The organism is Billgrantia bachuensis, from assembly GCF_011742165.1.
GTDB classification, from domain to species: Bacteria; Pseudomonadota; Gammaproteobacteria; order Pseudomonadales; family Halomonadaceae; genus Halomonas; species Halomonas bachuensis.
In genome coordinates, this window is sequence record NZ_JAAQTO010000021.1 from 1 (window position 1) to 13,949 (window position 13,949).

Sequence of the window (13,949 nt, forward strand, 5' to 3'; positions counted from 1 at the left end):
CATCGCCTCCCTGTCCAGCAACATGCTGGTGGGCATCTTCAGCGGTGTGATCGGTATCTGGCTGAGCCTGATCGGGGACTACAGCATCTCGGACGGCGGCAACGGCAAGACCCGTCTGATGTTCGATTTCATGGAGCCCTACCTGTTCGAAGGATTCTCCCTGCTGCCCGTGCTGATCGGCATCTTCGGCATCTCCACCATCCTTCTCGAAGCCGAGAAGGGGGTGAAGAGCGACCTGAGCGACGAGCGGGTGAAGATCGGCAAGGGAGCGGGCGCCATCTTCTCGCTGGCCCTCTTCAAGGGACGCCTGACCAACCTGGTGCGCTCCTCCTTCATCGGTACCTTCGTCGGCATGCTGCCGGGGGTTGGTGGCAGCGCCGCCTCGGTGCTGGCCTATACCCAGGAAAAGAACCTGGCGCGCGACTCTTCCCAGATGGGCAAGGGCGCGCCCCAAGGGCTCATCGCCTCCGAATCGGCCAACAACGCGCTGACCGGCGGAGCCCTGATCCCGCTGCTGTCGCTGGGCATTCCCGGTGATTCCACCACCGCCGTGCTGATCGGTGCCTTCACCCTCCAGGGTATCCAGGTGGGGCCGCTGTTCATCCCCGAGAACGCCGAAACCTGGTACGTCATGATGGCGGCGCTGATTTTCGCCAACTTCGTGATGTTCTTCCTGATGTTCTACGCCATCAAGTACATCGCCAAGGTAGTGATGGTGCCGAAGCACATCCTGTTCCCGATCATCGTCATGATGTGCGTGGTGGGGGCCTACGCCATCAACTACGGCATCATGTTCGATGTCTGGACACTGCTGATCTTCGGCGTGCTGGGCTATCTGATTCAGAAGGTCGGCCTGGAGGTGGCACCGCTGATCATCGGCTTCATCCTGGGCAGCCAGGCGGAGGTCTACTTCGTCAAGAGTATCGAATCCGCCGGAACCCTGACGATCTTCTTCACCAAGAGCCCCATCGCGGTGGTGTTGTGGCTGCTGATTCTGGCCTCGGTGGCTTTCTCGATCACGATGAGCCTGAAGAATCGCGCCAAGCATCGTCAGGAACTGCTCGGCTGATCAATGGCCCAGGCATAGCGAAGAGGAACCCTATGAGCGCTTTCGAAGGCAAGATCATCAAGGTCCACCCCGACGACAACGTCGCCATCGTCGTCGAGGCAGGGGGCCTCGTTGAAGGCCAGGCGCTGGGCGACGGGCTGGTTGCGGCCGGCCGGATCCCGCAGGGCCACAAGCTGGCCCTGCGGGATATCGACATCGACGCTCCCATCGTGCGCTACGGCGAGGTCATCGGTAACGCCGTGGTCGCCATCGCCCGGGGCGAGCATGTCGACGAGGCCCGGGTGCGGCTGCCCGAGGCGCCGGCGCTGGACGACCTGCCGCTGGCCACGCGGCCGGCCCCGGACGTGGAACCGCTCGAGGGCTTTACCTTCGAGGGTTTCCGCAACCCGGATGGCAGCGTAGGCACCAAGAACGTGCTGGGGATCACCACCAGCGTGCAGTGCGTGGCCGGCACGGTGGATTACGTGGTGGCGCGCATCAAGCGCGAACTGCTGCCGCGCTATCCCAACGTCGACGACGTGGTTGGGCTCAACCACACCTATGGCTGCGGGGTGGCGATCAACGCACCGGCCGCCATCGTGCCGATCCGCACCCTCAAGAACATCGCCTTGAACCCCAACTTCGGTAACGAGGTAATGGTCATCGGCCTGGGCTGCGAGAAGCTCCAACCCTCCACGCTGGTCGACGACCGCCCCGTCAGGATCTACGAGAACACCGAAGCGGCAGACCCCGACGCCAACGTGCTGAGCTTGCAGGACGACTCCTTCCACGGCTTCGGCGAGATGGTCGAGGGCATCATGGCCATGGCCGAGCGCCACCTGGAGCGGCTGAATCGCCGCCGTCGCGAGACATGCCCGGCCTCCGATCTGGTGGTGGGCATGCAGTGCGGCGGCAGCGACGCCTTCTCGGGCGTTACCGCGAACCCCGCCGTGGGCTTCGCCACCGACCTGATCGTGCGCGCCGGGGGCAGCGTGATGTTCTCCGAGGTCACCGAGGTGCGCGATGCCATCCATCTGCTGACGCCCCGGGCAATAGACGAACAGGTGGGCCGGGCGCTCATCGAGCAGATGGCGTGGTACGACGACTATCTCTCCCAGGGGCAGGCCGATCGCAGCGCCAACCCTTCCCCCGGCAACAAGAAAGGGGGCCTATCGAACGTCGTCGAGAAGGCGCTGGGATCGATCATAAAGTCCGGCAGCTCGCCCATCGTCGACGTCATCGGCCCCGGCGAGCGGCTGCGTCGCAAGGGGCTGACCTTCGCCGCCACGCCGGCCAGCGATTTTATCTGCGGCACCTTGCAGCTGGCGGCCGGCATGAACCTGCAGGTGTTCACCACCGGACGCGGCACACCCTATGGCCTGCCGATGGTGCCGGTGCTCAAGGTCTCCAGCAACTCGACGCTGGGCCGGCGCTGGCACGATCTGATTGACCTCGACGCGGGTCGCATCGCCACCGGCGATGCCAGCATCGAGGCGGTGGGCTGGGAACTCTTCCGGCTCATTCTCGATGTGGCGAGCGGACGCCGGCAGGCCGCGGCCGACCGGCTGGGTATCCACAACGATCTGGCGCTTTTCAATCCGGCCCCCGTGACGTGATGCACAGACCGGGCCCCAATCCAGACTCACAGGTAGAACGTCTCATGTTTCCCAAGATCAAGAAGATGCGCATCGTCCCGGTTGCCGGCTACGACGGTTTCCTGTTGAACCTCAGTGGTGGCCATGCGCCCTGGTTCATTCGCTGCGTGGTCATCCTGGAGGACGATGCAGGTCACCAGGGCGTCGGTGAGATCCCGTCCAGCGCCGGCATCCTCAAGGGGCTCGAGCAGTGCCGCTCGCTGGTCGAGGGATCGCGCGTCAACGACATCAAGCAGACCCTCAACCAGGCGCGCCTGCTGCTGGCCAGGAACGGGCGAGAGGAGCGCGGTCGTCAGACCTTCGACCTGCGCGTGGCGGTGCATGTCATCACCGGTATCGAGTCGGCCCTGTACGACCTCTATGGCCAGGCGGTACGGCTGCCGGTGGCCGACCTGCTGGGCCAGTACGGGCGCCAGCGCGACGAGGTCGAGGCGCTGGGCTACCTGTTCCTGCTGGGCGATCCGGCCAAGACCGACCTGCCCTATCCCCGGCCCGAGAACCCCAGCGACGAGTGGGACGAGGTGCGTTGCCGCGAGGCGCTGACCCCGGAGGCGGTCGCCAACCTGGCCAAGGCGGCCTATGCGCGCTACGGCTTCAAGGACTTCAAGCTCAAGGGCGGCGTGCTGCGTGGCGAGGAGGAGGCCGACTGCATTCGCGCCCTTCACGAAGCCTTCCCCGAGGCGCGCCTGACGCTCGACCCCAACGGCGCCTGGGCGCTCGACGAGGCGGTGCGGGTGCTGGAGCCGATCAAGCACCTGCTGAGCTATGCCGAGGATCCCTGCGGCCAGGAAGAGAGCTACTCGGGGCGCGAGACCATGGCCGAGTTCAAGAAGCGTACCGGCCTGCCCACCGCGACCAACATGATCGCGACGGACTTCAAGCAGCTGCAGTACGCCGTGCAGCTCAACGCCGTGGACATCCCGTTAGCGGATTGCCACTTCTGGACCATGCAGGGCGCCGTCAAAGTGGGGGAGCTGTGCAATGAGTGGGGCATGACCTGGGGCTCGCACAGCAATAACCACTTCGATGTTTCGCTGGCGATGATGACCCATGTGGCCGCGGCCTGCCCCGGCGAGATCACTGCCATCGACACCCACTGGATCTGGCAGGACGGCCAGCGCATCACCAAGGAGCCGCTCCGTATCCGCGACGGCAAGCTGGCGGTGTCCGGAACGCCCGGCCTGGGTATCGAGCTCGACGAAGACAAGCTGATAGAGGCCCATCGCCTCTATCAAGGACTCGACGTGACGCAGCGCAACGATGCCATGGCCATGCAGTACCTGATTCCCGGCTGGGAGTTCGATCCGAAGAAACCGGCGCTGGTGCGCTGAAGTCGTGATGGCAGCGCCGCCGCTGAAAGCAACAACGTGCGTGGGCACAGGAGGTGAAGTGTGACGTATTCCCAGACCCCGGTCATCGAGGGGATATCGATCATTCCCGTGGCCGGACGCGACAGCATGCTGCTCAACATTGGCGGCGCGCATTCGCCTTGGTTCACGCGCAACCTGGTCATTCTCAAGGACAGTTCGGGCAACGTTGGCGTGGGCGAGGCACCGGGCGGCGAAACGATCCGAGAATCGCTGGAGATGGCGCGTCCGCTCGTGATGGGTCAGCCCATCGGCAAGCTGCGCTCCATGGTGGCTTCGCTGCACTCCGCTGGGCGCAGTGCCGATTTCGAGGACTTCGGCAAAGGCTCGTGGACCTTCGAGCTGCGCGTCAATGCCGTGGCGGCGCTGGAGGCCGCATTGCTCGATCTGCTGGGCAAGTTTCTCGGTGTGCCGGTGGTGGAACTGCTGGGCGATGGCCGGCAGCGCGATAGCGTGGAGGTGCTGGGCTATCTGTTCTTCGTCGGCGATGGGCACGCGACACCGCTGACGTATCGGCGCGGCACTGCCGGCGAGAGCCATGAGTGGTACCGCCTGCGTGACGAGGAGGCGCTGACGCCGGAAAGCATCGTGGCGCTGGCAGTGGCGGCGCAGGATCGCTATGGCTTCAAGGATTTCAAGCTCAAGGGAGGTGTGCTGCCGGGCGTGCGGGAGGTCGAGGCGGTAACCGAGCTGGCCAAGGCATTTCCCGAGGCGCGGGTGACCATCGACCCCAACGGGGCCTGGTCGTTGAACGAGGCGGTAAGTCTATGCCGTGACCTGCGCGGCGTGTTGGCCTACGCCGAAGATCCGTGCGGCGCCGAGCAGGGCTTCTCCGGCCGAGAAATTCTGGCCGAGTTCCGCCATGCCACCAGCCTGCCCGTGGCGACCAACATGGTGGCCACCAACTGGCGGGAAATGGCTCACGCCTTGATGCTGCGCTCGGTGGACATTCCCCTGGCCGATCCTCACTTCTGGACCCTTTCCGGCGCCGTGCGCGTATCGCAACTGTGCCAGGATCACGGTATGACTTGGGGCTCCCACAGCAACAATCACTTCGATGTTTCGCTGGCGATGTTCGTGCATGTCGGTGCAGCCGCCATGGGCCGCGTCACGGCGCTGGATACTCACTGGATCTGGCAGGAGTCCGATGCACGCCTGACCAAGGAGCCGCTGGAGATCGTCGGAGGCAAGGTCTCGGTGCCCAAGGCGCCGGGATTGGGTATCGAGATCGACATGGGCCGTGTCGAAGAGGCCAACGCGCTCTATCGAAAGCTGCCCGCTGGCGGGCGCAACGATGCCATGGCCATGCAGTACCTGATTCCCGGCTGGGAGTTCGATCCGAAGAAGCCGGCGCTGGTGCGCTGAGAACTTGGGTGGCGCGTGCGCCATCGCCATAGCAGCGCGCATTGAACTTGCACTTTAGTCGATTGGACTATGGACTGGCTTGCAACCTCCGGTGCGGCAGATTAGCTTGTGTGTTGTATGATGTATGACAAAAAGCAGCGCCGCTTATCGCTCTCTTCGAGCCGTCTGGCTTCTGGGTGAAAGCGGTGAAGCGACGACCAAGAGGAACGATCCGTGGAGTTTTCCAGAGCCGCCGTGATGAGAGCCGTAGGCGATGGGTTGTTGTCTTTTCCTATCACCGATTTCGATGGTGAAGGCCGCTTCGATGCCGATAGCTACCGTCGTCGCCTGGAGTGGTTCGTCAGCCATGACATTTCTGCCGTCTTCGTGGCTGGCGGCACGGGTGAATTCTTCAATCTCTCTCTCGATGAGTACCGGGACGTCGTGCGTGCGGCCGTCGAGACCGTCGGCGGTAAGCTACCCGTGATCGCCAGCGCTGGGCTTAGCGTGGCGAGCGGCAAGGCTTTTGCCGAGGCCGCCGACGACGCGGGGGCCGACGGCATCCTGCTGATGCCGCCCTACCTGACCGAGTGCCCGCAGCAAGGGCTGGTCGAATACGCTCGGCAGATCTGCGATGCGACGCCGCTGAATGTCATCTACTACAACCGCGGCAACGGTGTGCTTGGGGTAGACGCGGTGCAGCGGCTGGCCGACGCCTGCCCGAACCTGATCGGCCTGAAGGATGGCAAGGGCGATATCCAACTTCTCAACAAGATCGTCAAAACGGTGGGCGACCGGCTGGTCTACGTGGGCGGTGTACCCACCGCGGAGATCTTCGCCGAGGCCTACCTCTCCATTGGCGTGAATACCTATTCATCGGCCGTGTTCAATTTCGTGCCGGACATGGCGGTCAGGTTCTACAAGGAGTTGCGCCAGGGGAACCGTGAGGTCGTCAGACAGATCACCAACGATTTCTTCATTCCCTTCGTTGATCTCAGGGACCGGAAAGCGGGCTATGCCGTCAGCCTGATCAAGGCGGGGGCGGACCTCATCGGTCGCCCGGCCGGAAGCGTACGCGCGCCTCTGGTCATGCCCACCCAGGAAGAGCTTAGCCGATTGGAGGAGCTGATCGGCGTCGCTCGCCATTATTAACCCTCTCACCCAACCACAACACCAAGAACAATGAGGAGTACGTCGTGAAAACAATCAATCCGACCACCAAGACGATGAGTGCCGTTGTCGCATCCGCCGCCGTGATGTTGCTATCGCTGCCGGCCCAGGCCGAGGATTGGCGCGGCTGGAACATCCACCCGCCGGGTTACCCCAATACCGAGGCGCTCGAGTCGTTCGCCGAGAGCGTGACGGAGAGGACCGAGGGGCGTCTGACGGTGCAGGTCTACAACAATGGCGTGCTCGGCGACCAACCGGACGCGATCGAGCAGACCCGCAGCGGCGCGCTGGACTTCGCCAACTTCAACATGGGACCGATGGGCCCCATCGTGAATGAAACCAACGTGCTCTCGTTGCCCTTCATCTTCAGCAGCATCGAGCACATGCATGAGGTGATGGACGGCGAGATTGGCCAGCAGTTCGCCGATGCCCTGGCGGAGAAGAACCTGATCGCCCTCTCCTGGTTCGACTCAGGCGCTCGCAGCCTCTACAACACCGAGCGCCCCATTCACACGCCCGAAGACGTACAGGGCCTGAAGGTCCGGGTCATGAACAACGACCTCTACGTCGAGATGATCGAGGCTCTCGGTGGTAACGCCACCCCGATGGCCTACGGCGAGGTCTACCAGGCGCTCAAGACCGGCGTGCTCGACGGCGCGGAGAACAACTATCCCTCGTTCGAATCCAGCAACCACTACGAGGCCGTCGACTACTACTCTCTCACCGAGCATCTGATCATCCCCGAGTGCCTGTGCATCGCCAAGGCGAGCTGGGAAGCGCTCTCGCCCGAAGATCAGGAGATCGTTCGCGAGGAGGCCATCAAGGCATCCGAGCTGCAGCGCCAGCTTTGGGTCGAGGGCTCCCAGGAAAGCCGGCAGATCGTGCTCGATGCCGGTATCGAGATCAACGAAGTGGAGGACAAGGCAGCCTTCCAGGAAAAGATGGAACCCGTCTATGCGGCATTCATCGAGGAGAACCCTGACCTCGAGAGCCTGATCGACGCCATCCGGAACTCGAACTGAGCTTCGCCGTGACGTCCCCCTCGGCGCCAGGCGCGCCGAGGGGAAGGAGGCTTACGCCATGAGAACTTACGCTGACCATGAGGCCGCCGTGAACCCTCCCCAGCTGCGAGAACGGGTAAGCCGAATACTGGACGCCGTCTCCAATCTCTGCCTGGTGGTGGCGGGAGTACTGCTGGTCTTCCTTATCGCCATCTTCGGCTGGCTGGTGTTCGGCCGCTACGTGCTGAACAACACGCCGACCTGGGTGGAGCAGGCATCCCTGCTGCTCGTGGTCTACATCACCTGCCTGGGGGCGGCGTCGGGCGTCAGGGGAAACACCCACTTGAGCATCGATTTCGTACGCGAGGGGATGCCCGAGCCTTTCAGGACGATCTTTCGCTATATCGCCGATCTGTTCATCGTGACCTTTGGCGCCTTCATGGCCTACCAGGGCTGGGGCCTGGTCATGGCCAATCTCGAACGGGCGATCCCCATGGTCCGCCTCTCCGAGAGCTGGCGTGCCGCGCCACTGGTGATCTGCGGTGGGCTGATCATGCTGTTCGCCGTGGCCAATATCGTGTCGCGACTCTCCGGCAACGACTCTGACGAGGGCAACTGAGCATGGGCCTTGCCATTCTGTTCGGTATCTTCTTTCTCGGCCTGCTGGCAGGCGCGCCCGTGGCCTTCGCCGTGGGGCTGGCCGCCGTCGTGACCTTCCTCTACGAGGGGCTGCCGCTGTTCGTCGCTTTCCAGCGCATTCTGTCGGGCATTTCGGTCTTCTCGCTGCTCGCTATCCCGTTCTTCATCTTTGCCGGCGAACTGATGCTGCACGGCGGTATCTCCACCCGCCTGGTGCGTCTGGCGTCGGCTGCGGTGGGCAAGGTGCGGGGTGGCCTGGGTATCGTCAACGTCACCTCCTCGATGCTCTTCGGCGGCATTTCGGGTTCCGCCGTGGCCGATACGTCGGCGCTCGGCTCGATCCTCGTGCCGGTCATGAAGGAGAAAGGCTACGACGCCGATTATGCCGTGAACGTCACGGTGACCTCGTCGGTCGCCGGGGTGGTGATACCGCCGAGCCACAACATGATCCTCTATGCCGTGGCGGCCGGCGGCGGCATTTCGGTCACGCAGCTGTTCATCGCCGGCATCGTGCCGGGGATTCTGATGTGTCTGACCCTGGCCGTGGCGGCCTACCTGGTGGCGGTGAAGCGTGGCTACAAGGGCGAGACCTTCCCCGGCTGGAATGTGCTGGTCATCAGCCTTGCCGCGGCCCTGCCGGGCCTGTTGACCGCCGTGATCATTGTCGGCGGGGTGCTGTCGGGCGTTCTCACCGTGACCGAATCCGGGGCCTTTGGCGCCATCTACGCCATCGTGGTCACTGCGCTTGTCTACCGTGAGCTGCGTTGGGCGTCGTTCAAGGCGGCGGTGCTGCAGTCGGTGAAAACCACGGCGCTGGTCATGATCCTGGTCGGCTGCGCCTCGGCTTTCTCCTACCTGCTGGCGCTGTACAACGTGCCGCAGCTGCTGACCGAGGTGCTGATGGCGCTTTCCGATAATCCCATCGTCATCTTCCTGCTGCTCAACCTGCTGCTGCTGGGGCTCGGCATGATCATGGACATGGCGGCGCTGATCCTGATCTGCACGCCGATCTTCCTGCCGGTGGCCATGCAGTTCGGCATGGACCCGATCCAGTTCGGCATCATCATGATGATGAATCTGGGCCTCGGCCTGTGCACTCCGCCGGTGGGGGCCTGCCTGTTCGTCGGCTGCGTGATCGGCAAGATCAAGATCGAGCAGGCCGTGCGTACCATCTGGCCATTCTACCTGGCGCTGTTCGTCGCTCTGATGCTGGTGACCTACGTGCCGGCCGTCTCGCTGTCGCTGCCTGCGCTGTTCCGCTGAGCATCCAACGACCGAACCGTACAACGGACTCCCTGTATGAAGATTGCAGCCGTACATACTCATATCCTCGACCATGCGCTGGAGACCGCTTTCGAAAGCGCCTCCATGCACTTCACCCGGCGCCAGCACTGTTTGGTCGAGGTCATCTGCGACGACGGCACCACGGGCTGGGGCGAGTGCCTGGGCCCGGCCAAGCCCAACGCCGCCGTCGTGCAGGCCTATGCCGCCGCCCTGGTCGGCCAGGACCCGCTGCAGACCGAGAAGGTCTGGCTCGATCTCTACAATCGGCTGCGTGACCAGGGCCAGCGCGGCCTGACCGTCACTGCCCTGAGCGGCATCGACATCGCCCTGTGGGACATCAAGGGCAAGCATTTCGGGGTGCCGGTCGCGACCCTGCTCGGCGGCCGCTTCCGCGATAGCGTGCGGGCCTACGCCACCGGCTCGTTCCGCCGGGAGGGCGTGGATCGTGTCGAGGACATCGCGCGGGAAGTGGCGAGATACCGCCGCGAGGGCTTCCATGCGGTGAAGATCAAGATCGGCTTCGACGTCGAGGAGGACCTGCGCGTCATCGAGGCGGTGCGCGAGGCGATCGGCCCAGAGCTGCGCCTGATGATCGACGCCAACCACGGCTACGACTACCTCGAAGCCGTCGAGGTGGGCCGCAGGGCAGCGAAGTTCGGCATCGACTGGTTCGAGGAGCCGGTGTTGCCCGAGCACGTCTCGGCCTACCGCGCGGTGCGCGCCGACCAGCCGATCCCCGTCGCCGGAGGCGAGACCTGGCACGGCCGCTATGCCATGCAGGAGCCGCTCGCCACCCGCGCCGTGGACATCCTCCAGCCCGACATCTGCGGTGTCGGCGGCTTCAGCGAGATTCGCCGCGTGGCCGACATGGCGGCGCTGCACGGCGTGCGTCTGGTGCCGCACGTTTGGGGCACCGCGGTGTGCCTGGCCGCCAGCCTGCAGTTCATGGCGGCGCTGCCACCCAGCCCGCCGCGGCGCAGCCCGATCGAGCCCATTCTCGAGTTCGACCGCACCGTCAATCCCTTTCGCCAGGCGGTGGTGACGACGCCCATCGAGCACGACCGGGGCGTGGTGACGATTCCGGATGGTCCCGGGCTCGGCATCGAGATCGACCGCGAGGCGCTCAACCGCTTTGCCCTCAAGGAGGCATGACGACGTGACAGCGATACCTGCCAATACCCGGCCGCTGGAGGGGCCGGCGCCGCGACTCGAGACACCGCCGGGTGCTACCGATTGTCACATTCATCTCTACCTGCCCGGCTTCGAGGCCCAGCCCGGCGGGCCCGGCATCGCCGAGCTGGCAACGCCGAAGGACTACGCCCGCGTGCAGGCGCGCCTGGGGCTGGAACGGGTGGTAATCACCCAGCCGAATGCCTATCAGCTCGACAACGGCGCCCTGCTCGAGGCGCTGACCCAACTGGGAACGACGTCCGCCCGCGGGGTGGCGGCGGTATCACCGCAAACGCCTGCCGAAGCGTTGCGCGCCTGGCATGAGAAGGGCGTGCGCGGGGCGCGGATCATGAACCTGCCTGGCGGTGCGGTGACCCATGCCAGCATGCTCGAGGTCGAGCGCCGGATTCGTCCGCTGGGCTGGCATCTGATGGTGCAGTTCAACGGCCAGCAGCTGGACGATTATCTCGAAGGACTGCAGCGCATCGAGGGCGAGTACATCATCGATCACATCGGCAAGTTCATGCCGCCGGTGGCGGCAGACGATCGCCGTGTCGACGACATCCTGCGGCTGCTCGACCGCGGCAATGCCTGGTTCAAGGTCTGCGCCGGCTACGAGGCGAGCCTGACCGGCGGGCCGCGCTACGAGGACGTGGGAGCGATCGCCCGCCGGGTCATCGCCCATGCCCCCGAGCGGGTGATCTGGGGCTCGAACTGGCCTCACGTCGGCGTGCCGCGCGAGCAGTACCCGAACGATGCCGAACAGCTCGACGTGCTGCTCGAGTGGGCCGGTCCCGAGGATCGCCGTCGCATCCTGGTCGACAACCCCGCTTCCCTGTACGGCTTCTGAACCCTTTGCTCGAAGGAGGAACATGCATGATCGATCGACTGTTGGTAACGGGTGCCGCCGGCGGCATGGGTCGCATCATCCGTCCGTACCTGGCGCAGCTGGCCCGTACGGTGCGCTTGTCGGACATTGCCGATCTCGGCGAGGCGGCCGACCACGAGGAGCTCATGCCGTGCGACCTCGCCGATGCCGAAGCCGTCAATGCGCTGGTCCAGGGCTGCGATGCCATCGTGCACCTGGGTGGCGTCTCGCTGGAGAAATCCTGGGCGAGCCTGCTGCAGGCCAACATCGTGGGTACCTACAATCTGTACGAGGCGGTGCGTCGGCACGGCAAGCCGCGGGTGATCTTCGCCAGTTCCAACCACACCACCGGATACTACGAGCGCACGCAGCGGATCGATGCCGACGTGCCGCGTCGGCCCGACTCGCTCTATGGCGTGACCAAGTGCTTCGGCGAGGACCTGGCGTGTCTGTATCATGACAAGTTCGGCGTCGAGACCCTCAGCGTGCGCATCGGCTGGTGCCACCCCAAGCCGACCGATACGCGCAAGATGGCGATCTGGCTGAGCGCCGAGGACTTCGTCGCTCTGGTGCAGCGTGCCATCGTCACGCCGCGCCTGGCCTATACCGTGGTCTACGGCTTCTCGAACAACGCCGAACGCTGGTGGGACAACAGCAAGGCTGCCTTCCTCGGCTGGGTGCCGAAGGACAGCTCGGAGCCGTGGCGCGAAGAGATGGAAGCGCTCGATGCCAATCTCGACCCCAAGGATCCGGCGGTCATCTACCAGGGCGGACCGTTTGCCACTTCTGGGCACCCCGACGACTGATGACGGCCCGGTGGCGAGATACTCCTCAACGACGGCGACCCATGACCGATGGATGGTGACATGACAGGCAAAAGCGTTTTCAAGACTGACTCGAAGCCGCTGAAAGTCCAGAAGCTTTCACGTCAGGGAAGCCTGTCCCTGCATGTCGCCGACCAGCTTGAGGCGCTGATCGTCAATGGCAGTATCAATGTGGGCGAAAAGCTACCGACCGAGAACGGGCTGTGCGATGCCTTCGGCGTCAGCCGGACGGTGATCCGTGAGGCCATCACCCATCTCAAGTCGTTGGGGCTGGTCGAGACGCGCCGCGGCGTCGGCACCACCGTGCTGCGTTCGACCACGGTCGAGGCGATGCCGGCCGAGCGCATCAGTCCGACCACCGTCGAGGACATCCTTCACGTGCTCGAGCTGCGGCTCAATCTCGAGCCGGCGGCGGCGGCGCTGGCCGCCGAGCGGCACGACGCCGAGGATCGTCGCATCCTCGAGGAGAAGCACGCCGCCTTCATCGCAGCGCGAGCGGCAAAGTCCCAGGCGCGTGAGGAGGATTACGGGTTTCACTATGCCATCGCCGCCGCTACCAAGAACCCCTTCTTCCAGGTCTTCTACGAACAGCTGAGCCAGAGCGTGATTCCCCGCGCCAAGCTGATGAGCATCGAAATCAACACCGCGGCCACGGGCAAGTACCTCGCCCGAGTGGAGGAGGAGCATACCTACGTGCTCGAGGCGATCCTGGCCCGTGACCCCGAAGCGGCGCGCGAAATGATGTTCCAGCATCTCAACCGCGCGCGGACCATGTACGCCAAGTACCAGGAAGCCTGAAAAGTACCAGGAAGCCTGAATCGATGGCTTCCGTTCTCATTCATTTCGGACACTCAGGAGCGATCATGTCCCTGCAAGGCAAGATGCTGATCGGCCAGGAGGCCGTCAGCGGCAGTTCCAAGCCCATCAACGCCGTCAATCCCGCCACCGGCGAGACCCTCGAGCCCACCTACGTGGGCGGTGGCAAGGCCGAGGTCGAGCGTGCCTGCGAGCTCGCCGAGGCGGCGTTCGTCACTTACCGCGAAACGTCGCTCGAAGAGCGCGCCGCCTTTCTCGAGACGGCGGCCAGTGAGATCGAGGCGATCGGCGACGCGCTGATCGAGCGCGCCATGGCCGAGACCGGCCTGCCCCGGGCGCGCCTGGAGGGCGAGCGCGGCCGCACCTGCGGCCAGCTGCGCCTGTTCGCTTCCGTGGTACGCGCCGGCGAGTGGCTCGACCTGCGCATCGACCCGGCCCTGCCGGAGCGCCAGCCGATGCCCCGCGCCGACCTGCGCCAGCGCCATATTCCGCTCGGCCCCGTCGCGGTGTTCGGTGCCTCGAACTTCCCGCTGGCCTTCAGCGTGGCCGGCGGCGATACCGCCTCGGCACTCGCCGCCGGCTGCCCGGTGATCGTCAAGGGCCACTCCGCCCACCCCGGCACCTCCGAGCTGGTCGGTCATGCCGTGCAGCGCGCGGTCGAGAAGAGTGGCCTGCCCGAAGGCGTATTCTCGCTGCTGTTCGGTTCGGGCAGCGAGATCGGCCAGGCCTTGGTCAGTGACCCGCGCATTCAAGCCGTCGGCTT

General features: G+C 64.6%; 13 protein-coding genes. All 13 read left to right on the forward strand.

Going from position 1 to position 13,949, the window contains the following annotated elements; all coding sequences use genetic code 11:
* On the forward strand, positions 1–1,069 hold a 1,069-nt coding region (locus HBJ55_RS08630), incomplete at its 5' end, for a tripartite tricarboxylate transporter permease (protein ID WP_167113088.1).
* Between the two features lie 32 nt (positions 1,070–1,101).
* Entirely contained in the window at positions 1,102–2,664 is a 1,563-nt protein-coding gene (gene garD / locus HBJ55_RS08635; RefSeq protein ID WP_167113090.1) for a galactarate dehydratase, read from the forward strand.
* Positions 2,665–2,708: 44 nt separating this feature from the next.
* Positions 2,709–4,034, forward strand: a complete 1,326-nt coding sequence (locus HBJ55_RS08640; RefSeq protein WP_167113092.1) for an enolase C-terminal domain-like protein — start codon at positions 2,709–2,711, stop codon at positions 4,032–4,034.
* A gap of 60 nt (positions 4,035–4,094) precedes the next feature.
* Positions 4,095–5,435, forward strand: a complete 1,341-nt coding sequence (locus HBJ55_RS08645) for an enolase C-terminal domain-like protein (RefSeq protein WP_167113094.1) — start codon at positions 4,095–4,097, stop codon at positions 5,433–5,435.
* Positions 5,436–5,648: 213 nt separating this feature from the next.
* Positions 5,649–6,566 (forward strand): 5-dehydro-4-deoxyglucarate dehydratase, encoded by a 918-nt coding sequence (gene kdgD, locus HBJ55_RS08650; protein WP_167113096.1) that lies wholly within the window; start codon positions 5,649–5,651, stop codon positions 6,564–6,566.
* A gap of 74 nt (positions 6,567–6,640) precedes the next feature.
* On the forward strand, positions 6,641–7,606 hold the full coding sequence (locus HBJ55_RS08655; RefSeq protein WP_167113112.1) for a TRAP transporter substrate-binding protein: 966 nt from the start codon (positions 6,641–6,643) through the stop codon (positions 7,604–7,606).
* 58 nt (positions 7,607–7,664) lie between these two features.
* Positions 7,665–8,204, forward strand: a complete 540-nt coding sequence (locus HBJ55_RS08660; protein WP_167113098.1) for a TRAP transporter small permease — start codon at positions 7,665–7,667, stop codon at positions 8,202–8,204.
* 2 nt (positions 8,205–8,206) lie between these two features.
* The gene (locus HBJ55_RS08665; RefSeq protein ID WP_167113100.1) at positions 8,207–9,487 is read left to right on the forward strand and encodes a TRAP transporter large permease; all 1,281 of its coding nucleotides are present in this window, start codon (positions 8,207–8,209) and stop codon (positions 9,485–9,487) included.
* A gap of 36 nt (positions 9,488–9,523) precedes the next feature.
* Positions 9,524–10,660 (forward strand): mandelate racemase/muconate lactonizing enzyme family protein, encoded by a 1,137-nt coding sequence (locus HBJ55_RS08670; RefSeq protein ID WP_167113102.1) that lies wholly within the window; start codon positions 9,524–9,526, stop codon positions 10,658–10,660.
* Between the two features lie 4 nt (positions 10,661–10,664).
* Positions 10,665–11,528, forward strand: a complete 864-nt coding sequence (locus tag HBJ55_RS08675; protein WP_167113104.1) for an amidohydrolase family protein — start codon at positions 10,665–10,667, stop codon at positions 11,526–11,528.
* A 26-nt stretch (positions 11,529–11,554) separates the two neighbouring features.
* Entirely contained in the window at positions 11,555–12,352 is a 798-nt protein-coding gene (locus HBJ55_RS08680) for an NAD-dependent epimerase/dehydratase family protein (RefSeq protein ID WP_167113106.1), read from the forward strand.
* Positions 12,353–12,412: 60 nt separating this feature from the next.
* Positions 12,413–13,168, forward strand: a complete 756-nt coding sequence (locus HBJ55_RS08685) for a FadR/GntR family transcriptional regulator (RefSeq protein WP_240936041.1) — start codon at positions 12,413–12,415, stop codon at positions 13,166–13,168.
* Between the two features lie 65 nt (positions 13,169–13,233).
* Positions 13,234–13,949 (forward strand): aldehyde dehydrogenase family protein (locus HBJ55_RS08690; protein ID WP_167113110.1); only part of this gene is annotated, 716 nt, incomplete at its 3' end.

What these genes read in the sequence shown, in the direction of transcription:
- HBJ55_RS08640 (WP_167113092.1), top strand. Translation starts at nt 2,709, where the DNA reads ATGTTTCCCAAGATCAAGAAGATGCGCATCGTCCCGGTTGCCGGCTAC.
- HBJ55_RS08655 (WP_167113112.1), top strand. Translation starts at nt 6,641, where the DNA reads ATGAGTGCCGTTGTCGCATCCGCCGCCGTGATGTTGCTATCGCTGCCG.
- HBJ55_RS08670 (WP_167113102.1), top strand. Translation starts at nt 9,524, where the DNA reads ATGAAGATTGCAGCCGTACATACTCATATCCTCGACCATGCGCTGGAG.
- HBJ55_RS08660 (WP_167113098.1), top strand. Translation starts at nt 7,665, where the DNA reads ATGAGAACTTACGCTGACCATGAGGCCGCCGTGAACCCTCCCCAGCTG.
- HBJ55_RS08680 (WP_167113106.1), top strand. Translation starts at nt 11,555, where the DNA reads ATGATCGATCGACTGTTGGTAACGGGTGCCGCCGGCGGCATGGGTCGC.
- garD (WP_167113090.1), top strand. Translation starts at nt 1,102, where the DNA reads ATGAGCGCTTTCGAAGGCAAGATCATCAAGGTCCACCCCGACGACAAC.
- HBJ55_RS08665 (WP_167113100.1), top strand. Translation starts at nt 8,207, where the DNA reads ATGGGCCTTGCCATTCTGTTCGGTATCTTCTTTCTCGGCCTGCTGGCA.
- HBJ55_RS08685 (WP_240936041.1), top strand. Translation starts at nt 12,413, where the DNA reads ATGACAGGCAAAAGCGTTTTCAAGACTGACTCGAAGCCGCTGAAAGTC.